This is a genomic window from Arthrobacter sp. 2762, assembly GCF_040548745.1.
Taxonomy (GTDB): Bacteria; Actinomycetota; Actinomycetes; order Actinomycetales; family Micrococcaceae; genus Arthrobacter.
On record NZ_JBEPSI010000001.1, the window covers coordinates 387,061 to 408,796 of the forward strand.

A 21,736-nucleotide genomic window follows, 5' to 3' on the forward strand; every position below is an offset into this window, starting at 1 on the left:
TGGGGTCAACCCACACGCAACCTTCCTCATGCTGAATGAGCACCGCATTGTTCAGTCCTGGATTGGAAGAGTTTTTGTTCCTTGCCAACGACGACAAAGGAGTTCAGCGAATGACCGTCACGCACCGGAGGGATACCCCTTCCACCCAGGACGAGACCATCGGCCGGAAGGACCCGAAGAAAGCCGCAATGAGCGGCTGGATCGGAAGCGCGCTGGAGTACTACGACTTCGCGCTCTATTCACTGGCTGCGACGTTGCTTTTCCCCACGATCTTCTTCCCCACGGAGAACCCCACCGTGGGCATCATCGCTTCCCTGGCCACCTATGCCGTGGGATACGTTTCCCGCCCGCTCGGCGCAGTGGTCCTGGGTGCTTACGGTGACAGGCATGGACGCAAGAAGGTCCTCGTCTTCGCAATGCTGCTCATGGGGTTCGCTACATTCGCAGTGGGACTCCTGCCAACTTACGGGCAGGTGGGGCTTCTTGCGCCCGTCCTGCTGGTGATTCTCCGCCTGATCCAGGGCTTCGCGGTTGCTGGCGAACTCGGTGGTGCCAGCGCGATGATCGTAGAGCACTCCCCCGATGCCAGGCGCGGCTTCTTCGCGAGCTTCAGCCTTCAAGGCACGCAGGTCGGCTCCATCCTCGCCACGGCTGTCCTCATTCCGCTCGCCGCCCTCCTGCCTGATGACCAGTTCCATTCCTGGGGTTGGAGGCTGCCCTTCCTCCTCAGCGCCGTCGTAATTTTGGCCGGGTACATCATCCGCCGCCGCGTGCAGGAGCCACCCGCATACCTGGCGCAGTCGGAAGAGCCCAACACCAAACGCCGGTTTCCCCTCGCCGACCTCCTGCGCACCCACCCGTGGGTCCTGGTCCGATGCGTTGCGATGACCTTCACGAACGTCATCGGCATGGCCACCCTGATCTTCGGCGTGTCCTTCGCAACCCAGAAGAGCTATGGGAACGGCTTCTCGAGCAGTGAATTCCTCTGGGTGACCATGGCAGCAAACGTAGCCGCAGTGGTAACCATCCCGTTGTTCGGGGCACTGTCAGACCGGATTGGCCGGCGGACGCTCATGGTTGCAGGCGGAATTGCCGGCGGATTGCTGACCATGGTGTACCTGTGGGCGATCGAACAGGGCAGCCTGCCGCTGATCTTCGTCTGCGTCGTGATCGTCCAGGGCATCCTGTTCCAGATGTGGAACGCCACCTTCGCCACATTCTTCCAGGAGCAGTTCCCCATGCGGATGCGGGTGACAGGCTTCGCAGTCTCGCAAAACATCGGCCTCATGATCGCCTCGTTCTTCCCGAGCCTGTTCACAGCCATGGCTCCTCCCGGATCAGCGAACATCCCGATGGTCATCGGCCTGACCACTCTGGGCATCTGCCTCGTCTCGGCGCTGGCAACCCTGTTGTCTTCGGACACGAAAGGAAAGACGCTCGAGGACCTTGAGGCCCGCTAGCGTCAAGACGCTTGGGTTGCCCGCCTCCGCAGCCATGCACTGCGCACCTGTTCACGGAGCGTCTTCTGGCTGCGGCGGCTGACCAGGATCACACAAGCGACGGCGGTCAAAAGGACCACCACGCCGCCGGATGCCACAGCCCAGCGGGCCCCGAATTCCGTGCCGATCCAGCCCATAAGGGGTGCTCCGATTGCCGTGCCGCCTTGCAGGATGGCCAAGTACAGGGCGAGGACGCGTCCACGGAATTGGGGCTCAACGGACAACTGGATGGTGGTGTTGCAACTGTTCAGGAACGTGATGGACGCCAGCCCTACCGGAACAAGTACTGCCGCGTAAATCCAGAACGACGGCGAGATGCTCGCCAGAACAGTAAAGGCGCCGAGGCTCAGTGCACCGCCCAGCATGAAACGGAGCCGCGGGCCGGACCTGCGGGCCGCAAGCAACGCGCCTCCGAGCGTTCCCACTGCCATGATGGAGCCAAGGAGGCCAAACTCCTCCGGCCCCATGCCAAACTCCGCCGTGGACATTAAGGAATTGGTCACCTGGAAGTTCATGCCAAAGGCGCCCAAGAGGCCCACCATCAGCAAAATGAGGACCAGGTCGGGGCGTTGACGCACGTACCGGAGGCCCTCGGCTAATTGGTGCTTGCCGCGGGCCACAGGCGTAGCTGGCTCCAGCTCCGATGCCTTAACCCGGCAGAGGGAAACGATGACGGCCGCAAAGCTCGCGGCGTTGAGAAGGAACACTGGTCCCGTGCCGATCCATGCAATGAGCACACCGGCGATGGCCGGCCCGGTCAGCCTGGCGCTGTTGAAGGACGCAGAGTTCAGGGCCACTGCGTTGGAGAGCTTGTCAGGGCCAACAAGTTCTGACACGAACGCTTGACGGGCCGGGCCGTCAATGGCCGCAGCCAACCCCAAGGCAAGCGCGGCGAGATAGACGTGCCACAACTGGGCCACACCCGTTACCACCAGAAGGCCAACGATCAGCCCGCAGATTCCCATCGCCGTTTGGGTCCAGAGGAGGATCACGCGCTTGCGATAACGGTCGGCCAGGACGCCCGCATACGGTCCAAGCAGGAGCATGGGCAGGAATTGCAGTGCCGTGGTGATGCCCACCGCCGTACCGGAGTGATTTGTGAGGACCGTTAGCACCAGCCAGTCCTGTGCCACCCTCTGCATCCAGGTGCCGACGTTGGACACCAGCGCACCACCAGCCCAGAGCCGGTAATTGGGACTCTCGAGGGCACGGAACATGGCACTCACTTGGCGCTCATCTCTTGCATGATGTGCGCGGCCCGGCTGAGCGTCAGCCGATCCTCCTCGCTGAGTCCTGCTACGCGCTGGGCCAGCCAGGCAGTCCGTTGGCTGCGGGCCTCGGCCAGAACTTCCTGGCCAGCGGGGGTGATGCTGATGTGGACCTGCCGGCCGTCTTCGGGGTTGGCCTGCCGTGACACGAAGCCTTGCCCGGACAAAGCGTTCACGATCCGGGTCATCGACGGCGCCTGGACGTGCTCCAGCTCGGCCAATTCCCGTAACGTCTGCGAACCGGAGTTGAGGTGGGCGAGCACCGTGTACTGTCCAGGGGTAATCACCTCGCCGGTCGCTTCGATTCGCAGCCTGCGGGATGTTCGCATCACTGCGGTTCGAAGATCAATGGCGAGGACGTCGGCTTGAATCTCCGCCGGTCCGTCGTCGATAGCTGCGCTCACGGGGAGACGCCTCCTGAGGTTTGGCATAATAGTTAGCAGTGCTAATTAGCTCCGCTAACTATTATGCTCCTCCCCCGGCGGCCTGTCCACGGAATGTGATCAGGCCAATGCCACAGTCACGCCCTGCTATGGACCACCTCTTCGTTGACCGACGAGCTTGGGGCGGCCAACTCCTCCACCAGTTTCCGGGCGCCGCGCACTGCGATGGCCACGCTCATCAGGGTCGGGTTCATGGCAGTAGCCGTCGGAATCAGCGCGTTCCCACCCACCACCAAATTTCCGTAGCCCCATACACGTGACCATGGGTCCGCAACGGACGTACCGTCGTCGGATGCGCCCATACGCATGGTCCCCTGGTAGTGGAGGCTGGAGCCGTTTGGCATGAGCCGCGGTTCGGCTACGAAGACCCCCAGCGCCTTGCCCGCCCGGAGCAGCCGTGCGGTGGCATCTTCGATTTCAACGTGCTCCCTCTCGGTGAGGGCGTAGCTGATGGTCATGTTCGGGAAACCGCGATAGTCCAGCTCGTTGTCGTCAAAAGTCACGCCGTCCTCAAAACGCGGGTGCTTGCGCATGCCATAGCCCATGTTGACGTAGCCCCAGCGGTTCCGTGCGTAAGGAGCATCGGGGGCCATGGGGAACGGTGTTGTTTCGGAATACATGACCTGGACGGAGAAGGGATGCTCCGGTTCGGAGAAGGGGATCCGGTTGACGGCAGCCACGGGATCGGCTGGGTTCTGGGCGCGCCTGGCAAGTTCGGCCTCCAGATCCGATTCGCTCGCAAACCGTTCCATCTTCTCCGGATCAAGGGCGACTGTTGAGATGACCACCGGATGCTCAGTGAGGTAGTGGCCCAGCGCGGCAGGCCGAACGCCGGAAGCCCACAGCAGTTGCGGCGACCGGAAAGCATCCGCGGCCACCACTACTACGTCTGCCGGGACAAAAGTGGTTTCTCCCGTGCGAAGGTTTTCCACGGTGACACCGGTTGCCCGTTTTCCCTCCGTTTCCACCCGGCGTACCAGCGTCAGATCACGGAGTTCGAAGCGCTCGGACAGCGGGGACTCGGGAGCGATGAGTGGACCGAGGACAACATCGGCACCCGCCCATCGCATTGAACCGTCAGGCTGGGGATCGCCCGCGACGGGCAGGGTACCCACCCCATAACCCTCCGGCAGCTCGCCGGCGAACTCTTCTTCCAGGAGCGACCGGATGGCCGCCCCGACTCCCGAATCGGCGAACGCTGCGCTCTGCACATGGAGGAGGCCCTTCGCCGAGGTGATGAGGTTCTCCCACTCGTCGTCGGCGATGAACGGGATCTTCTCGCTGAAAGCCGGCGACGGCGTTGCGCACGTCCAGTGTGCCCCCTGCCCACCGACGTTGGTCGCCGCCGCTGCGGCCGGGAAAGTTTCGGCGTGGGCCGACCCCGGTCCGCCGAAGTCAAGGAGGTGGGTACCTTGGCGGGCGGTGAACATGCCTTCAGTCACGGTCCCGGCAGGAATACCCAACGACTCCCGGAACGCGCCGGACTGCGGCCCCTGCGACATCTCCCGCGCCCTGGCCTTCTGATCGGGGTCAACGATGTTGCGAACGCTTTCGCCTGGCCGGCCCGTCAACTGCGGTCCGGCTTCAAACATGATCACTCGGGAGTCCGGGGCGCCTTCCACCAGCAACCGTGCGTACGTTGAGCCGATCGGCCCGCTGCCAACAATGGCGATGGTCGGATTCTTGGACATTGTTTCTCCTTAGTGCACGGTCAGTTGGTGCAAGGTCAGGCCGAAAGGGTCTCGGAGACTTCTGGGCGGGTAGTTTCTGGTTCGTCCGCCAACCGTCCTTGCGGTAGCAGGACGGCGGCGATGATGCCAATGGCATAGGTAACGGCGAGCGCGATGAAGATTGGGGAGAACACAGTCCCATAGATTCCCGCGACGACGTCTTGGGTTTCAGGCTGAGTCTGGTGAACCGCATGGGGTGTGAGGTTTGCGGCGTCCATGCCCGCGGGCAGCAGCGCTGCGACGCCTGAACCGATGGTTCCGCCAATGATGGCGGTGGCTACGGTGGAGCCGACCTGCCGCACGAGGTTGACTGTTGCTGTGATGCTTCCAGTCTGGCTGGATGGTGCGGCGCTTTGGACTACCGCAACGATTAGGCTCATGAAGGATCCAGTCCCCATCCCCACAAAGCCCATGACGAGCATCGGGACCCACAGGGGAAGTCCGATCGGCAGCCAGGCCATCACGAACAGCCCCATCGCCCCCATGCATGTTCCGATAATGGGAAAGATCCGGTACCGGCCAGTGCGGCTGGCCAGCCATCCGGTGAGGAGGTTGCTGACCAGCATGCCCAGGACGGTGGCTATGGGCACCAGTCCGGACACTGTGACGCTGATCCGGTAGGCCATCTGGAAGTAGGTGGGCAGGTACGCGGTGATGGAGAAAAGCCCGACGCCGATAATCGCCGAGAGCGCGGTGCCGGCGGCTATGGTCCTGTTGGCGAAGAACCGCAACGGGACGATTGGCTCGGGGGCGCGGCGCTCGACGATGAAGAAGGCCATCAAAGCAACCACACTGAGGGCCAGGGCCGCGACGGCCTGCACACCAACGCTTCGTCCGGCGGTCCATGTGACGCCCAGAACCAGGAAGACGAGGCCCACCGTAAAGGCGCACGCGCCGGCCACATCGTAGTGCTTCGGAATCTGGCCCCGCTCAAGTCGAGGAACCGCGACAAAGGCCAAAACCAAGGCGATAACCCCCACAGGGATGTTGATCCAGAAAACCCAGGACCAGCCCCAGTAGTCAGTGATCGCTCCCCCGAGGACGGGCCCCACCAGGATCGCGATGGGGAAGGCAGCTCCGATGATTGCCAGGTATCGCGGACGCTCACGTGGCGTGGTCACCTTGGCAACAATGGTCTGCGACATGAGCTGCAGCCCGGCGGAACTCATTCCCTGAATCACCCGGGAAGCAATCAGCCAGGTGATGTCTTGCGCGAATCCGCAAGCAAGGGATGCGAGCAGGAAGATCACCAGGGAAGCGAGAAAGACTCGTCGTGGTCCCAGGACGTCACCGAGTTTGCCCAGCACGGGCAACAGTACGGTACTGGCGAGCGTGTATCCCACAACAACCCAGCTCATGAGTTCCAGGGCTCCGAGCTCCCCGGCAATGGTGGCCAGCGAAGTTGAGACCACCGTGTGGTCCAGTGCCCCCAGGAAGGACACGGTCAGGAGGGAGGCGACGAGGAACCGAAGTCTCAAAGTAGAAAGTGGCATGGGGTTTCTGCCCGAACGATCGGGCCGTCGACGCGACGGTTTGTGCCTCGGCAGCATCCTCACTGCCGAGAACGGATCCTTGTGGGGATCCCGACGCCACTTTCATTTTAGACCGCACTTTAGTCTAAAAGCAACAGAAGATTGTTTCTATTAGACCCTAATGCGGGCGCGGCTTCGGTTCCTCGCCCGAGGCACAAGAGGGCCCTCGACGGCCGTACCCACCGTGCCTGTCAGCTCACCAATGCCTTCCACCACCATGCGCACTTCGTCGCCGGCTGTGAGCGGCGCAGGGCTAAGTTCGCCGCTTCGCCCCCACAATTCACCCAGGCACCCTCCATTGCCCACGGTGCCGGAGCCCAGGACATCGCCAAACACGACGCGGGAATTCCTGGACGCGTAGGAGACAAGCTCGGGGAAGGTCCACCCCATATTGGAGACCAGGTCCTCCCCCACCCGTTCACTATTGACGAAGACCTCTGCCCTCAGTGCCAGGAACCCATCAACGTCCACGTACGGTTCCAACTCATCCGCGGTGACGATCCACGGCCCAAGGCTGGTGCCAAAGTCCTTTCCCTTGGCAGGGCCAAGGCGGACCTTCATTTCCCTCGACTGGATATCCCTGGCGGACCAGTCGTTCATGATGGTGTAGCCGAAAATAGCTTCGGCAGCCCCATCGCCGGAAAGGTTGGCGCCTCCGGGACCACCCAGCACGGCAGCGATCTCCAGTTCGAAGTCGAGCCGCTGCGTCACCGGCGGAATGACAGGCTCACCAGGCCCCAACACCGTGTGGGGATTCGTGAAATAGAACGTTGGCGCTTCGTACCACTCAGGCACCACTTCGCTCTTGCCGTCAACGGAAGCACTGACGCCTTCAACATGTTCCTCAAAGGCAACGAAATCCCTGATTGCCGCCGGAACCAACGGCGCAAGGAGCTGGACAGCGTCCAGTGGCCGTCCGCCGTCGTGGTCCACCCGACCGAACAGTTCACGGGCGCCTCCCAGACCGCGGGCCAGGACCTCGGCAACCCGCAGGCCATTGGGAAACGGTACTGCCTTGTCCCCAATGATGAAGCCCTCGCCAATTTCGGCGCCGTCCTGCCAGCGTGCAATCTTCATGCCCGCACCCGCTGCGCCAACAATGCCTCGGCATTGCCGGAAAGGATCCCGTCAATCACATCATCCGGCAGCCCTGCGGCGCAGACCTCGGCGACAGGATCTTCCGGGCCCATATCGAACGGGAAATCGCTGCCCATGAGGACCTGGGAGGGCCCCGCGACATCCACGAGGTGGCGCAATGCCGATGGATCGTGGACCACCGTATCGAACCAGATCCGTCGCAAATAGCTCGATGGCTCATTACTGCAACCGTGGGCTTCCGGACGTACCCGCCAGGCGTGGTCGGAACGGCCGATGGCTGTGGGCAGATATCCACCGCCGTGGGCAGCGAGGATTTTCAGGCCGGGGTGACGGTCCAGCACTCCCGAGAAGATCAGGTGCGAAAGTGCTACAGCGTTTTCGGCTGGCTGGCCCACGGTGTTGGACAAGTAGTACCTGTCCAGGCGCTCGTCCAGGCTGCAGCCGAAAGGGTGCAGGAAGACCACGACACCCAACTCCTCCACCCTCGACCAGAAGGGTTCCAGCCGTTCATCGGACAACTCGACGTCGCCGGCAAACGAGGAAATTTCGATGCCGGCAAGACCCCTGCCGAGGATGGCATCATCCACGCATTCCACAATGCGTTCCGGGTGCTGCAGCGGCACCAAACCCAGGCCTGTCAGCCGCTCCGGTGCCTGGGCGACGTGCTCCGCAACCAGGCGGTTGGCCTCTGTGGCGGTCCACACGGCGAGACCTTCTTCAGCCCAGGGATAGAAATGGTTCGGGGATGCACTGACCCACTGATGGTCCACCCCTTGCGCATCCATGGCAGCCAGGCGGGCCTTCACATCTGTCAGCCGAGGGAACCGTTCGCCGATCATGCGTCCGGAAGCAGCGAGACTTTCGGGTCCGTTCCGCCGCGCCTCCAGGTCCGCCGCCGCTTTGAAGGCCTCAGGGGCACGCCGTTCAACCTCAGCCTGAAGAGAGGGCAGGAGCACATGGGCGTGAACATCGATCGTCATGCCGGCACCGCCATTTTCTGCGCAATGCCGAAGAGCAAGCCCGGGGCGTCTGCATCCTTCTTGCCCTCGATCTGCCACTGGCCCAGCTGAACGGATGCATCCACCACAGCCTGGACGCGTGGAACCCGACGCTCGTGGAAGCTGTCCCAGAGCTTGTCATTGAGGGCATCCGAGCCAATCAGCAATTCAGCCAAAACCACAGCGTCTTCGAGCGCCTGTGCTGCACCCTGCGCGATGGTGGGCGGGCAACTGTGGGCGGCATCGCCGATGATCACCACCGGGCCCCGGTTCCAGCGGCCGGGCACCAGGTGCTTGGTGAACCATGTGTAGTTGACTTTCGCCGCCGAGCCCAGATCTTCACGGATGGAAGCCCACGGGCCGCCGTAGGCCATGGACTCCCCGCGCATGATGTTTACGGCTTCCTCATCCGAAACCCCGAAACGGTCTTGCGCCTTCTCGACCAGGAATGCGTACATCGTGTCCTCGCCCGTGGGCGTGTATCCGGCAATGTATACCGGTCCGCCGTAGTAGAGCTCACTGTGTTCCACTTCCTTGGGGCGGGAGACGAAGGCACGCCAGATGCCCATACCAGTGGTTTCGGGGGCGGTGTCGATGCCCATGAGTCCCCGAACAGAGGAATTAACTCCGTCCGCACCAATCAGGAGGTCGTAGCTTCCCGCAGGGGCCTCGTTGACGAAGACCTCCACCTTCTGGTCTTCACGGACATCAAATCCGGTGACCTTGGCTCCGAAGGTGACCTTCGCTCCGGCTTTTTCGGCGTGCTTCAGCAGGATGCCGGCGAGGTCGGGACGGTACATTCCCATGCACGCGGGGTAGTCCGGTCCCCCGGTCTTCACCTCGGGGAGTTGGGCGATGACGGGCGCATCGGGTCCGGGAGCCCGCAAGGTCAGCCCTTCGAAAGCCATACCCTTTTTACGCACGTCTTCCCAGACACCCAGGGAGTCGAAGACGCGCAGTGCATTGCCCTGCAGCGTGATGCCCGAGCCCAGGGCGCTCAGTTCCGGCTTTACTTCAAAAACGTCGACGGCGACCCCCGCCTTTGCGAGCTGGATGGCGGCCGCCATGGCAGCAACACCGCTGCCGGCGATCGCTACCTTCTGGACTGCTGTCATGATTACCCCTTGGGTTGTTATCGGGTTGATTAGAGGATCGCGATGGGATTGATGGGCGAACCAACGGCACCTGTAATCGGCAAAGGAGCCGCGACCAGGAGGAACTCGTAGCGGCCGCGTTCACGACACTTCTCCGCGAGGCCGTCCAGGTCCCACAACTCACCTACCGTGAGTCCCATGTTGGGAATGACCACCTGGTGAAGTGGCTGGAAGGCCGGAACATCAAACTCATTCGGACGGACTTCGAAGCCCCACGTGTCAGTGGCGATGGCCGCGATCTCAGTTCTGTGCAGCCAGCCGGCCGTCGTCAAGGAAAGTCCAGGCGCCGGGCCTCCGGCATAATCGCCCCAGCCATCCCGCTTCGCACGGGTCAACTGCCCTGTCCTCACCAGCACGATGTCGCCCGTGCCAACAACACTGCTGGCTCCCTGGGCTTCGATGCAGGACTCCAGATCTGCCGTGGAGATGGCGTAGCCGTCCGGCAGCTGGCCCGTTTCCGGATGCAGGTGACGGCCTAGATCCAGCAGGACACCGCGGGAGACAGGAGCTGCCGCCGCGTGCTCGATTCCGGTGACAAGATCGCCGTCGCTCGTGACGACGTCGCCGGCCCTGCGGCCGTTCCAGGCGGCACCGTGGTCAAAGATGTGACCTAGTCCGTCCCATTGGGTGGAGCACTGGAGCGGCATGGAAATGACATCATCCGCGCCGCCCAATCCGTGGGGAAAGCCCTGCGTGCCCCGTTCGGCATCGGTTCCGGTGTCCAACATGGTGTGTACCGGGTTCGTCCGGCGCCGCCAGCCTTTTTGTGGCCCATTCATATCGAAGGGCTGCGATAGTGAGGTGACATCGCCGTCCCGCACCAATGCAGCCGCTTGTTTCCGCTTGGCAGCGTCGATGAAGTTCAACGTGCCGAGGACATCGTCTTCGCCCCACCGCCCCCAGTTCCGGTAGGCCTTGCCACGGCGGGAGATTTCGCCTTCGGGGTCGGTGCGGGCCAGCAGGTCGGGATTATCCAGGTTCATTGCCCCGCCCACCCTAGGCTTGCCCGGCGACGGGCTCGGCGACGCAGCGCACTACCTGCGTTCCAAGGCCCTGGATACTTCCTGCCATGACATCGCCGTCCCGGAGCAGCCTTCCCCAGTGGGCACCGTTGCCCGCCGGGCTTCCGGTCAGCAGGAGGTCCCCCGGCAGGAGCGGCATATTCTGCGAAGCGGCAGAGACCAGCGCCGGGATATCAAAGAGGAGGTCATCGGTAGTTGCGTCCTGCATGACATCACCATTGAGTTCGAGCCGCACCTTCAGCTTGGCAGGATCCACGAACTGCGCCGGTACAAGGAACGGGCCTGTCGGGAGGAACCCAGGCGCGTTCTTGCCGCGGTACCAGTCCGTGCCAATTTCCTTCATGTCGCGTCGGAAAACCAGGTCCCGCGTAGTGATGTCATTGACCACCGTGTACCCCGCAACGTGCTGCATCGCTTCTTCGCGGCCAACCCTGAAGGCCTCTTTTCCAATGACCACAGCCAGCTCCAACTCCCAGTCGTGCTTCTCGCTGTAGCTTGGGAGAACCAGCGGCACGTCGTCACCAACAACACACGCAGGAAGGCCGATGAAGAAATAGGGCTCACCGTTTGCCTGGCGGTCGTCCATCATCTTGCCGGCCCATTCGCGGGCTTCCTCCGGTGTGCGGGGGTCGTTCTTGTCCAAGCCCGCGACGACGAGGTCGATCACGTGCGTCCTGTAGTTGGCACCCGTTTGCAGCACTTGCCTGGGTTCCACAGGAGCCGTGAGAACAACGCTTTCCAGCGGAAGCCAGGGACCCTCGCCTTGGGCAAGCTTTTCCAGGCGGTCCCAGTCAGGCGTGGCCAGGAAGGCGTTGAGACCGGGGGCCCCCAGCTCCTGCGGACCCAGCGGCCGGATCCGGTCACCGGCAATGAGCCCTAGCCGTACCTCGTCCCCGGCCCGGTAACGCGCGAGTGCGAACGGTGCTTCCAACTGGCCTGACGTCGTCGTCATGAACGTAACTCCCCTCGTGGACCGTCCTCGGTCCACTTTCATTTAATGTCGGAATTCGACATAAGTAAATCAGTTTGTGGTTATAGCGGTTATCACCGGCATGGATGCCCATGCCGGTGATAACCCTGGAGTTTTAGCCCTGGCCCTGGCGGGCGTAGGGGTTGAACAGGGCTTCCTTGATCTCGTCCGGAACGCCCTCTTCGGTGGCGCTGGGGCCGTCTGCCGGAGGAAAGGACTCCGTCATGGACATCGGCATGGCGCCGTTCCGGTACATGTTGTTCGAACCAATGGACGGGGTCCACGTGTTCGGCTCCCAGTCGGGAACGTAGTTGCGGTAGCCGCCCGTATTGAGCTCGATGCGAAGGGTTGACGGCTCCCGGTAGTAGAGGAAGTTCTGCTCGCCGATGCCATGGATGGAGGGGCCATATTCGATCGGAATTCCGTTTTCCATCAGGGTGTCCGCGGCGATCAGGAGTTCTTCGCGGGTATCCACCCAGAAGGCGTAGTGGTTGATGCGTCCAGCACGCGTGGAGCCGTCCAGGACCACGCCGAGGTCGTGGGACTTCTCGTTGGTGGTCAGCACGGAGAACACCGAGATGGGGGCCTCGTCCAGGACGGTCCGGGCCATGATGCGGAAGCCAAGAACATCGTTGTACCACTTGGCGAACCCGTCCACGTCACTGGTTGCGATGGTCACGTGGTCCAGCTGGCGGGGTGCGCCTGCCACCTTGCTGCGGCGCGCCGGGCGGTCCGGGTAGATGGAAAGATCCTGGCCCTCACCCTGGTATCGCGTAACGTCCCAGTGCAGTGTCATGCTGTGGCCCCACGGCCCCACGAACCGGTAACCACGGCCAATGCCATGGATATCCGTCCATTCGCCGTTGACCCCTGCCGCTTCGATGCGTCGCACCGCTTCGTCCAGTGCCTCGGCGCTGGACGTCCGCCATGCCATGGTTTCCAGTGCCGGCTCGTCGCCCGGAACAACAACCACGCTGTAGCGGTAATAGTCGCCCCAGCACCGGAGGTAGACGGCGCCGTCAACGCGGTCCACTACCTTGAGCCCCACCTGGTTGACGTAAAAATCAACCGAGGCCTCGACGTCGGGAGTGGTAATTGCTACGTAGGAGAGGTGGGAGAGAAGCTTGATCATCTTCGATCCTTTCAGTGGTCTGTAAATCTGCCCACATCAAGTCTCTGGCCCCTGCAGCGCATCAGGGAAGAGGATATTACCTATGCCGAAGATCAGTGTTACTTATGCGGTTCGAGGAGATGCACGGCGAGGTCGTGATCGCTGAGGAGGTGTTCCAAATCGGCGGGCCGCTCGCCCGAACGGCAGGAATCCAAGGCCCTGCGGAGTGCCAGGCGCGCCGGCGTTTCGTACCGCAGTGGAGCCTGGATTGTCCCGTTGAAGGTGGCTGTCTCAAGGCGAACGCCCGCTCCAACCCTTCCAGACTCAATCTCCGAGCGGACCTCCCCCAAGGCCATCACCCGAAGCAGCGGATCACGCGCGTCCCCTGTCAACAGCCGCACCCCGGCGGTCACAGGAACCGGGCCGGACACGCCGGCTGCCTCGAGGAGGAAGGTGCCGTCCCCACCGCCGCAGTAACTGAGCGGCCCTCCTGCCAGCACAGCGGCCCACCGCAACCCGTCACGCAAGGTCGCCCCCAGGTCCGGGGCAGGCGCTGCGCATTCCACAGTCACCATCGTCGGAGCATTTCCGGCCCGCGCGTCGAGGGCATCAGCAAGGATGTCCGCCCGCGCGTACGGCCTCTCCACAACCACGGGAAGAGTGACAGCGTCAGCCGACAGCGCAGACCCTGCCTCGGGAGGAACGCGTCCAGGATTGGAGACGACGACGGCAGCCGCCCCCGCTGCCTGCGCTTCCAACAGCGATGTCCACCACGGACCTCCGCCCGGAATGACCACCACGGCGCCCGGCACGAGCTCACTGTGACGTGCACTCCCGCGAAGCTCCGCGACGGCGGCCCGGTAATTCCGCGCCGTGGCCACAACGGCTAGAGCCCCACTCACTGCACATCTCCTGTGGTCATCGCGGCGAAGACAGCATCGGCCAGCTCCAGCGGGTACAGGGCATCTGCCAGGATCTGGTCGTAGTCCACAGCAATGGTGCCTTCGAGGAGGTGCACGAAGTGCAGCCACTCCGCCTCATAGCCATCCTGCTTCACTGACGGATACTCCGTCCTGGACCCATCGGCGCGCGCCACACTGACACGGCCGCTGCCTGCATGGACGAAAGGAGGCGGGTACTCAAGATCCAACCGCTGCTCCGGCGAGGAAAACGTCAACCTCCAGAGGACATCCGGGCCCGCGGGCAGCATGGTCAGTGCCAATTGGACGTTGACGCCGCTGGCTTTATACCCCACCGCGTATCCGATCGGCGGAACGAACCGGGCGTATTGCACTTCCTCTATGTCCGCCGCGAAATGCCGGACCGCGGGAAGGTCGTGGACGGCAAGACCGGTCAGCAGCTGCTTCACGATGTGGGCGGCAACGCCAGGATCTGCGGTGTCGGGCCGCTCCCGGGCCGGGGACTGGACCTGTGCCCGTGCCTGGGCCGGCGCCTGGGCCTGGGCCTGGGCCTGGGCCTGGGCCTGGGCCTGGGCCTGGGAGGAAGCATACTCCGAGACCAGCTGATGGTAGCGGCCGTTCGGCGGCAGTGCCAACGTGACCGCAATGGACTCAGGCGCCTCCTGCTCCTCCTCAAGCAGGTGACGTGCCAGCAGCCACCCGGGATCGTAGGCGTGATTGGTTCCGACCATCAACACGGCGCCGGCGACGCGGCAAGCAGCCACAACACCTTCCGCCGCCTCCTTGGTGGTGGCCAAAGGCTTTTCGCAGAAGATGGCTTTCTTGCCTGCCCCAACCGCCGCCATGATCTGGCGTTGATGTTCCGCCGGCGGACTGCAGATAGCCACAACCTCGACGTCCGGGTCGGCCAGCAGCTCCCCGTCCCCGGCTGACCAGCTGGCATGCAGGGGTTCAGCCAGTGTTCGTGCACGTCCGCTGCCGGCATCCGCAACGTGAGCCACCCGGAATTTATCGTCCAAACGGCCCAACGTTGGAAGATGAAGGGCCGCGACGCCAGGCCCGGCGCCCAGGAAACCCACTTTCCATGTCATGACGCGTGCTCCTTTTGTCAGCATCATTCCTAAGTTCATTCGGTTCTGGCTATAGTGCACCAAATTCCGCACATTAGTGACCTTCTTGTGGGACAATTTTGAGTTATGACCACAGATTCCACACTCCGGTTCGGTGCGCAGACAGACGAAGTCACGAGCTTGCTCCGCATCGTCAACCTTGTGCGCACGGGGGAAGCAACAACCCGTCCCGAAATTGGCCGCGTTACCGGCCTGGGCCGGGGCGTGGTGACGCAACGGGTGGACCAGGCGATCCAGATGGGCTTCCTCGGGGACGGTGAGTTCGGCGCTTCGTCGGGAGGCCGCGCACCGAGGACGCTCCGCTTCCGCTCAGAGCAAGGACGGATCATCGTGTGCGCCCTCGGCGCCCTGCACATCAGGGTGGGCTACGCGGAGCTGGACGGAGACATCATCGACCAGAGGCACCGCGAGTGGGACATTGCGCGCGGACCGGCGGAGACCTTGAAGGCCGCCATGGAGCTCCTGGATGACCTCCTTGGAAGCGCCGCGGAACTGCCTGTCTGGTCTGTGGTTGTGGGCGTTCCCGGCCCCGTTGACTTCGAGAGCGGACAGCCAGTGGCGCCACCGATCATGCCCGGCTGGAACGGTTCGGACATCCGCACCCCCTTCGAGGAACGCTTTGATGCTCCGGTCTGGGTGGACAACGACGTCAACCTCCTCGCCTTGGGTGAACGGGCGCGCAGGCGCGACGCATACGCCGACCTCATCTACTGCAAGATCGGATCGGGCATCGGCGCCGGACTGCTCTCGCAGGGACGCATTCACCGGGGCGCCAACGGTGCGGCCGGCGACATCGGGCATGTGCGGGTGCCGGACTCGGACGCACTCTGCCGGTGCGGAAAGGTCGGCTGCCTGGAAGCCGTCGCCGGAGGCTGGGCATTGATCCGTGATGCGGAACTTGCCATCAAGGAAGGCGCCACGGGCCCACTTGCCACATCCGTCGAGAAGGGGCAACCCCTCTCGCCCGAGGGCATCGCGCTGGCAGCCATCAGCGGTGACGCCCTGGCAGTGCGCTTGCTTCAGCGCTCAGCACGGGTTGTGGGTGAATCAATCGCAGCCTTGGTCAACATGTTCAACCCAGGGATCATTGTGATCGGCGGGGCCATGGCATCCGCCGGCGAGGTGTACCTCGCTGAAGTGCGGCAACGCGTTTACGAACTGTCCCTTCCACTGGCCACCAGGGACCTGCGGATCCTTCTGTCCGTGAACGACGAACGCGAACCCCTGCGGGGCGGCGCTGAGCTGGCGCGCGAACAACTCTTTGAGGCCACGTTCCCGCGCTGGTTTGCCCAAGGCAAGCCAGGCCCAATCAAAACCCTGACGTTGAGCTAGGCACCTTACGGCGGAAAACTTCTTCCTGATTCCGACTTAAGCATGTATCCTCGGATCATAAGTCGAGTCGCGAAGGAGTGTCCCACGAATGCCCGGAACCATTAAGACGCTGATCATTACCGGCATGACCGACGTCCACCACGACTGGCGTCAGACCACCCCGGCGCTCAAGGCGGCATTGGAAGAAACCGGCCGTTTCGAGGTGCGCGTCACCGAAGAATTCCGCGGAGCAACGGCCGGCACCCTCAAGCCCTACGACCTCGTCGTGCTGAACTACTACGGCCGCCATGATCCTTGGCGCGACGTGCCGGAGGAGCGGTTTGGCCAGGCAGCAGAACAAGCCCTGTTCGATTTCGTGGCTGGCGGCAAGGGCATCATTGCCTACCATCCAACGCTGGCCGGCGGGGTGGGCTGGGATCCCGAGTATGAACGCCTTCTGGGCGGTGTGATGCGCGAGGATACCTCGCGCCGGGCACCCAACAACGATTTTCTTATCCACACCGCTGAAGCGCACCCCATCACGGAAGGGTGGCCCAGCGAGTTCCCGCATTACAACGACGACCTTTACGTTGGACTTAAATGGCCCGAAGGTGTCAGGAAGACCATCCTGCTCAAGGGCTGGGACAACCCCTTGCGCTACACGCAGGTGCCCGGGCAGTGGCGGAGCATGCCGGGAATGGGCGATGAGCATCCGGTGGCGTGGGCCGTGGAATACGGTGCGGGCCGCTCCGTCTCCATAGGTATCGGCCACAATGTCCAGGCGATGAGCCACCCCGCCTTCCGAGCACTCTTCCCACGCAGCGCGGAGTGGGCGGCCACAGGCGAAGTCACCGTTCCAACACCCGAGGACCTGGGACAAGCCGTGGAGGGCGGGGATTGGTGGCCCACAACGTTGGAACCCATGGTCCGCAAGATGTTCACGGAGTGGGTGGAGGCCGGAGAGCCTGCAACGCAGAAGTGACATGAAACGGCGGGGTGTGCCAGCCTGCACACCCCGCTCGGAAATCCGCTTTTATGCGACGTCGAGCGAGACTCCCCGCGGGACCACCTGCGAGGCCTGCAACATCGCTTCCAAGTGGAAGGGCAGGACCAACGGCCCATCTGCCCCACCACGCAGGTACGGAACCATCAACTCGAAGTCCACGGACACTTTCCGCCGGCTGCCACTGCGATCACGGAACCGATTGACCGGGAACAGGATCACCAGGCGGTCCTGAATGAACCACCAACCAGACTCTCCCGCCAAGGCATCCGCGGGGATGGCCCGTTGACCCAACCTGACCCGCAACTCCCCTTCCGCCGGAGACCAGCCATCCACGGAGACGGAAAGGCCCCGGATAGAGGACAGCGGCATTGAACGAATCCACGGAAGGCCCAACCGAAGCTCAAATCCATCCGGACCAAAGCTCAAGGCATCCTCGCGCAGGGCGTTCTTCAACATCACATGCTCCTTTGCCTGAAAGTGACATAAGTTTGTCATTAAGATACTTATATGGAAAGGCTCCCCATGGAAACCCCCTTACCTTCGGGATGGACGTTGGCTGCCAGCGCCTTCAACTGGACGCCGGAAATCATCGCATCCGAAAGGACCAGCGCCGAGATCGTCACCGGCATTGCCAAAGCAGGGATCGCCACAGTTGTGGAACTGGAACCCGGGCTGTTGTGGCGGACGTTTCCTGCCCCACAGGACCAGGAAGTCGGCGCCTTCCGCAGCGCCATGGAGGCGGCGGGTGGCAGCGTGAGCATCGTCGGCTGCAGTCTTGATGACTACTTGCCGACGACGGCACGCCGCACCACCGCCCAGCGGCTGGAGTTCCTGTTACCGCAACTCAAAGCCGCCCACCGCGTCGGGGCAACAGGGGTCCGGCTTCCGATCGGACAGGCCGGACCGGAGCTGCTCAAACTGGTCCAACCACTGCTGCACGACCTCGATCTTGTTCTCTTCGAGGAAATCCAAGGCCAACAGCACCCGCGGAATCCCCAGGTGCTGCCTGCCCTGGACCACATCTCGTCCCTGGACGACGATCGGATCCGGGTCCTGGTGGACATCAGCATGTTGATGCCTGCGCTCCCGGTGACCTATCTAGAGGAACTGGCAAAGGCGGGTGTGGCAGCGGACCTACTTGCACGGCTGGAGACCGATTGGAAAGACCCGGCGACCCACGACGCCGTCGTTACGGCACTGCGCTCAGACGTGGTTCCACCCGCGATCCACACTCTCTTCATGAACCTGGTGATCCGTTTTGGACGCAGTGACGCATCGGAACTCAAGGGAATCCTGCCGCTCGTAGGCGCGTTCCACCTGAAATTCTGGGACCTCCAGGATACTGACGGGCGGGTGTCCCCGCCGCTTCAGCAACTCGGCCGTCTCCTGGGTGAGGAAGGCTTTGTGGGCACGCTCACCAGCGAATGGGGAGGTCACGAATGGCTCCAGGACGATCCCACGGTCATGACCAGACGGCATCTGGAGCTTGCCAAGGACGCGTTGGGCACAGGCGCGGCCACCGCGACCGCGAACGCCGCCCGGTAAGGCCGGTAGCCCGGTAGCACCTGCACCCAGGGCGTGACTCACGCCGTTGACCTCAACCACAAGCTGGCCTTCCAGGACGAGGACGCACTCCTCGGATGAATGAGTCCTGGGCTTCCCGCCCCGCCACGAAACGCTCGGGGTCCCCGGCACGATGACTTGGTGCCTGGTCCCTGCATGAAGCACGTACTTTTGGTGTTGCCGGGCCGCACACTATTCGGGCCACTCCTGACTATGCTGTGGCTATCGACATCAAGCCTGTACTTGTGGGCGGCTTCTGGGGAGAGGGCTAGCGATTATGCAGGACACGTCCGTTTTTATGCCATTGGACGACTTCTTCGACAGAATCGGCCGACGCAGGGCCGTCGCCCTGTGCCAACTGCCGGTGACGCTGGCCATGGGCCTGATCGTCGTCTTCGCCATTCTTTTCAGTCCCGAAACGATGACTGACACTGCCTTTCAGCTGATGCTGGTGGTTCATCTGCTGATGCTCGTTGCCTGCGTTGCTGTTCCCTGGAACCGGCTTCCGCCCGGGACTTTTGTGCTCATACCGTTAGTGGATTTCGTCGTTCTGGCACTCACCCGCGAGGTCGGCGGCCCCGTCCTGAGTGTCGTAACGCTGCTCATAGTGTTCCCGGTCATTTGGCTTTCCCTAAGCGCGAGCCGGACACGCCTTGTCCTGGCAATCGCCGGTCCCTTCTGCGGAATCATCGCCTCCCCGTACGTGCTGGGACACGAAGTGGAGCAAACCGAACTCATCCGGATGATTGTTGTTCCTGTCATCCTGGCCGGGTTCGCCGTGACAGCCCATCTGGTGGCAGGTGTCGTAGTCAAGCACAGGAACATGCAAGACCTGAAGGACAGGGAGCTTGTCCGCCTGCACAAGGCCACACAGGATCATCAGCAACTTCTTGACGCCGTCCTGGAAACGGTGAACGTCGGCGTGTGGGCGATCGACGCCGGCGGCAACGACATCCTTACCAATCACCGTCTGCGCGCGGACCGGAAAGCCGCCCAACAGATTCCCGGCCACAACCCATTCACTGCTACGGATGACACAGCTCAACTGCCCGATAGCCCAGTAGGGCTTGCCATGTCCGGCCGCAGCTTTACCAACAAGCTGATCCGTGTGGGCCAGGAGGACGAGCAGCTGGTCTTCTCGGTCGCGGCAAGACAATTTCATGACGACGATGGCCAGCTGAAGGGTTCGGTTCTGGCCTTCACCGACGTCACAACGCTGGTATCCGCGCTTGAAGCGAAGGACAAGTTCGTGGCAACCGTCTCCCACGAACTTCGAACCCCTCTGACATCCATGCTCGGCTTCCTTGAGCTTCTGGGAAATGACCCGAACCCGGGGTACCTACAGGTGATCGAGCGAAACGCCCAACGCCTGCTGACCCTGATAAACGACCTCCTGCTGGTGGCGTCCGAGGACCTTGAGATCCGTCGCCGGCCGGCCAACCTCTCCCGTTTGATGGACGCAGCGGCCCGATCGGCACAGCAGGAAGCATCGGCCAAAGGCATCATCATCCATGACCACATCGACGCCGACCTCGAGGCTGAGGTTGATCCCGGGCAGTTCACCAGGGCCATCGAGCAGCTGCTCTCGAACGCCATCAAATTCTCACCGCACGGCAGTGAAGTCACGGTTTCCCTGAGAAGGCAGAACGGCGGATTCATCTGTGCGATCAGCGACCAAGGCATCGGCATGACTGCAGAAGAACAACGGCAGGCATTCACCAAATTCTTCCGATCCGACCAAGCCATGAAGACCGCCATCCCCGGTGCCGGCCTGGGACTATCAATCAGCAAAGCCATCGTTGAAGCCCACGGCGGACAAATAAACCTCGAAAGCAGGCCGGGCAAGGGAACCACCGTCACCCTGAACGTCTCCCACTAGGTGAACACGGTGATGCGCGCACCGGGATCCTTACGGTCACACTCCTGCTGCGTCTGCGCGACCACACAGTGGTCCCTTACTTGGTGCTGAAAGCGGCGTCGAAAGCCGCAGCGGACGGCTCATAGGAGGAGAGCTTCCTGACGAAGCCCAGCGCCTCGGGGGCACCGACCAGGCGATCCATTCCGGCGTCTTCCCATTCGACGGACAACGGGCCTTTGTAATCAATGGCGTTCAGCATCCGGAAGGCGTCCTCCCAGGGAACATCTCCGTGGCCTGTTGAGATGAAATCCCAACCCCGACGAGGATCGGCCCAGGGCAGGTGCGAGGACAGCCGGCCGTTCCGGCCGTTGCCGAGGCGCTTCTTCGTGTCCTTGCAGTGCACGTGGTAGACGCGATCGCGGAAGTCCCAAAGGAACCCGACGGGGTCGATGTCCTGCCAGACCATGTGGCTGGGGTCCCAGTTCAAGCCGAACGACTCCCGGTGGCCGATCGCCTCCAAGGTCCTATGGGTGGTCCAGTAGTCGTAGGCGATCTCGGACGGATGCACTTCATGGGCGAAGCGAACACCCACCTCGTCGAAGACGTCCAGGATGGGGTTCCACCTGTCCGCGAAGTCCTTGTATCCGGCGTCGATCATCTTTTCGCTGGCCGGCGGGAACATGGCCACGTACTTCCAAATGGACGAGCCCGTAAAACCCGTGACCGTCTTGACGCCAAGCTTGGCGGCCAGCCGGGCCGTGTTCTTCATTTCCTCGGCAGCACGGCGTCGCACGCCTTCAGGATCACCGTCGCCCCACACGACATCCGGGAGGATGTCCCGGTGCCGCTGGTCGATGGGATCGTCGCAGACCGCTTGTCCCTTGAGGTGGTTGGCGATGGTCCATACCTTCAGGCCATTGCGTTCCAGGATGTCGAGCTTGTCCTGGACGTAGGCGTCGTCGTCCCATCGCCACGGGTCAAGGTGGTCGCCCCAGCACGCGATTTCAAGCCCGTCATAGCCCCACTCTCCAGCGAGCCGGGCGACCTCTTCGAACGGCAAATCCGCCCACTGCCCAGTGAACAGGGTTATTGGTCGTGCCATGTCTTTCGTCCTTCCTACGTC

19 protein-coding genes are annotated in these 21,736 nt (G+C 62.7%); 5 read left to right on the forward strand and 14 right to left on the reverse strand.

Features of this window, described 5'->3' with window-relative positions:
• The first annotated feature begins 110 nt into the window (after window positions 1-110).
• Window positions 111-1,460 carry an MFS transporter gene (locus ABIE18_RS01925; RefSeq protein WP_499720922.1) on the forward strand — a complete coding sequence of 450 codons (1,350 nt, stop codon included), beginning with the start codon at window positions 111-113 and terminating at the stop codon, window positions 1,458-1,460.
• A gap of 2 nt (window positions 1,461-1,462) precedes the next feature.
• Here the strand turns inward: ABIE18_RS01925 and ABIE18_RS01930 are convergent, their stop codons facing one another.
• The 12 genes from ABIE18_RS01930 to ABIE18_RS01985 all read right to left on the reverse strand — a co-directional run bounded on the left by ABIE18_RS01930 (window position 1,463) and on the right by ABIE18_RS01985 (window position 14,836).
• On the reverse strand, window positions 1,463-2,725 hold the full coding sequence (locus ABIE18_RS01930) for an MFS transporter (RefSeq protein WP_499720923.1): 1,263 nt from the start codon (window positions 2,723-2,725) through the stop codon (window positions 1,463-1,465).
• The gene (locus ABIE18_RS01935) at window positions 2,722-3,096 is read right to left on the reverse strand and encodes a MarR family winged helix-turn-helix transcriptional regulator (protein ID WP_442018253.1); all 375 of its coding nucleotides are present in this window, start codon (window positions 3,094-3,096) and stop codon (window positions 2,722-2,724) included. Before ABIE18_RS01935 ends, ABIE18_RS01930 begins: the two co-directional genes overlap by 4 nt.
• 191 nt (window positions 3,097-3,287) lie before the next feature.
• Window positions 3,288-4,901 carry a GMC oxidoreductase gene (locus ABIE18_RS01940; protein WP_499720924.1) on the reverse strand — a complete coding sequence of 538 codons (1,614 nt, stop codon included), beginning with the start codon at window positions 4,899-4,901 and terminating at the stop codon, window positions 3,288-3,290.
• Window positions 4,902-4,936: 35 nt separating this feature from the next.
• Entirely contained in the window at window positions 4,937-6,433 is a 1,497-nt protein-coding gene (locus tag ABIE18_RS01945) for an MDR family MFS transporter (protein ID WP_499720925.1), read from the reverse strand.
• A 150-nt stretch (window positions 6,434-6,583) separates the two neighbouring features.
• Window positions 6,584-7,549, reverse strand: coding sequence for a fumarylacetoacetate hydrolase family protein (locus ABIE18_RS01950; RefSeq protein ID WP_499720926.1), 966 nt, complete (start codon window positions 7,547-7,549; stop codon window positions 6,584-6,586).
• On the reverse strand, window positions 7,546-8,550 hold the full coding sequence (locus ABIE18_RS01955; protein ID WP_499720927.1) for an amidohydrolase family protein: 1,005 nt from the start codon (window positions 8,548-8,550) through the stop codon (window positions 7,546-7,548). The genes ABIE18_RS01950 and ABIE18_RS01955 overlap by 4 nt, the downstream gene beginning before the upstream one ends.
• Window positions 8,547-9,683, reverse strand: a complete 1,137-nt coding sequence (locus tag ABIE18_RS01960) for an FAD-dependent monooxygenase (RefSeq protein ID WP_499720928.1) — start codon at window positions 9,681-9,683, stop codon at window positions 8,547-8,549. Before ABIE18_RS01960 ends, ABIE18_RS01955 begins: the two co-directional genes overlap by 4 nt.
• A gap of 29 nt (window positions 9,684-9,712) precedes the next feature.
• Window positions 9,713-10,705 carry a cyclase family protein gene (locus tag ABIE18_RS01965; RefSeq protein WP_499720929.1) on the reverse strand — a complete coding sequence of 331 codons (993 nt, stop codon included), beginning with the start codon at window positions 10,703-10,705 and terminating at the stop codon, window positions 9,713-9,715.
• Window positions 10,706-10,718: 13 nt separating this feature from the next.
• A complete protein-coding gene (locus ABIE18_RS01970; RefSeq protein ID WP_499720930.1) occupies window positions 10,719-11,696 on the reverse strand; it encodes a fumarylacetoacetate hydrolase family protein in 978 nt (325 codons plus the stop codon).
• A gap of 133 nt (window positions 11,697-11,829) precedes the next feature.
• The gene (locus ABIE18_RS01975) at window positions 11,830-12,846 is read right to left on the reverse strand and encodes a VOC family protein (RefSeq protein WP_499720931.1); all 1,017 of its coding nucleotides are present in this window, start codon (window positions 12,844-12,846) and stop codon (window positions 11,830-11,832) included.
• Window positions 12,847-12,944: 98 nt separating this feature from the next.
• Window positions 12,945-13,727, reverse strand: coding sequence for a hypothetical protein (locus tag ABIE18_RS01980; RefSeq protein WP_499720932.1), 783 nt, complete (start codon window positions 13,725-13,727; stop codon window positions 12,945-12,947).
• Entirely contained in the window at window positions 13,724-14,836 is a 1,113-nt protein-coding gene (locus ABIE18_RS01985; RefSeq protein ID WP_499720933.1) for a Gfo/Idh/MocA family protein, read from the reverse strand. The genes ABIE18_RS01980 and ABIE18_RS01985 overlap by 4 nt, the downstream gene beginning before the upstream one ends.
• A gap of 105 nt (window positions 14,837-14,941) precedes the next feature.
• On the opposite strand from ABIE18_RS01985, the gene ABIE18_RS01990 reads away from it, so the two are divergent.
• Window positions 14,942-16,207 carry an ROK family protein gene (locus tag ABIE18_RS01990; RefSeq protein ID WP_497960150.1) on the forward strand — a complete coding sequence of 422 codons (1,266 nt, stop codon included), beginning with the start codon at window positions 14,942-14,944 and terminating at the stop codon, window positions 16,205-16,207.
• 88 nt (window positions 16,208-16,295) lie between these two features.
• Window positions 16,296-17,168, forward strand: coding sequence for a ThuA domain-containing protein (locus tag ABIE18_RS01995; RefSeq protein ID WP_499720934.1), 873 nt, complete (start codon window positions 16,296-16,298; stop codon window positions 17,166-17,168).
• A 51-nt stretch (window positions 17,169-17,219) separates the two neighbouring features.
• On the opposite strand, the gene ABIE18_RS02000 is transcribed toward ABIE18_RS01995, so the two are convergent.
• Window positions 17,220-17,648, reverse strand: coding sequence for a hypothetical protein (locus tag ABIE18_RS02000; RefSeq protein ID WP_499720935.1), 429 nt, complete (start codon window positions 17,646-17,648; stop codon window positions 17,220-17,222).
• A gap of 66 nt (window positions 17,649-17,714) precedes the next feature.
• Between ABIE18_RS02000 and ABIE18_RS02005 the strand changes: the two genes are divergently transcribed.
• Together ABIE18_RS02005 and ABIE18_RS02010 are read left to right on the forward strand one after the other, a co-directional pair.
• Complete coding sequence (locus ABIE18_RS02005; RefSeq protein WP_499720936.1) at window positions 17,715-18,737, forward strand: apurinic/apyrimidinic endonuclease family protein; 1,023 nt, start codon at window positions 17,715-17,717, stop codon at window positions 18,735-18,737.
• 316 nt (window positions 18,738-19,053) lie between these two features.
• Window positions 19,054-20,634, forward strand: a complete 1,581-nt coding sequence (locus ABIE18_RS02010) for a PAS domain-containing sensor histidine kinase (protein WP_499720937.1) — start codon at window positions 19,054-19,056, stop codon at window positions 20,632-20,634.
• A 76-nt stretch (window positions 20,635-20,710) separates the two neighbouring features.
• Here the strand turns inward: ABIE18_RS02010 and ABIE18_RS02015 are convergent, their stop codons facing one another.
• Window positions 20,711-21,715, reverse strand: coding sequence for a sugar phosphate isomerase/epimerase family protein (locus ABIE18_RS02015; RefSeq protein WP_499720938.1), 1,005 nt, complete (start codon window positions 21,713-21,715; stop codon window positions 20,711-20,713).
• Window positions 21,716-21,736: the final 21 nt, after the last annotated feature.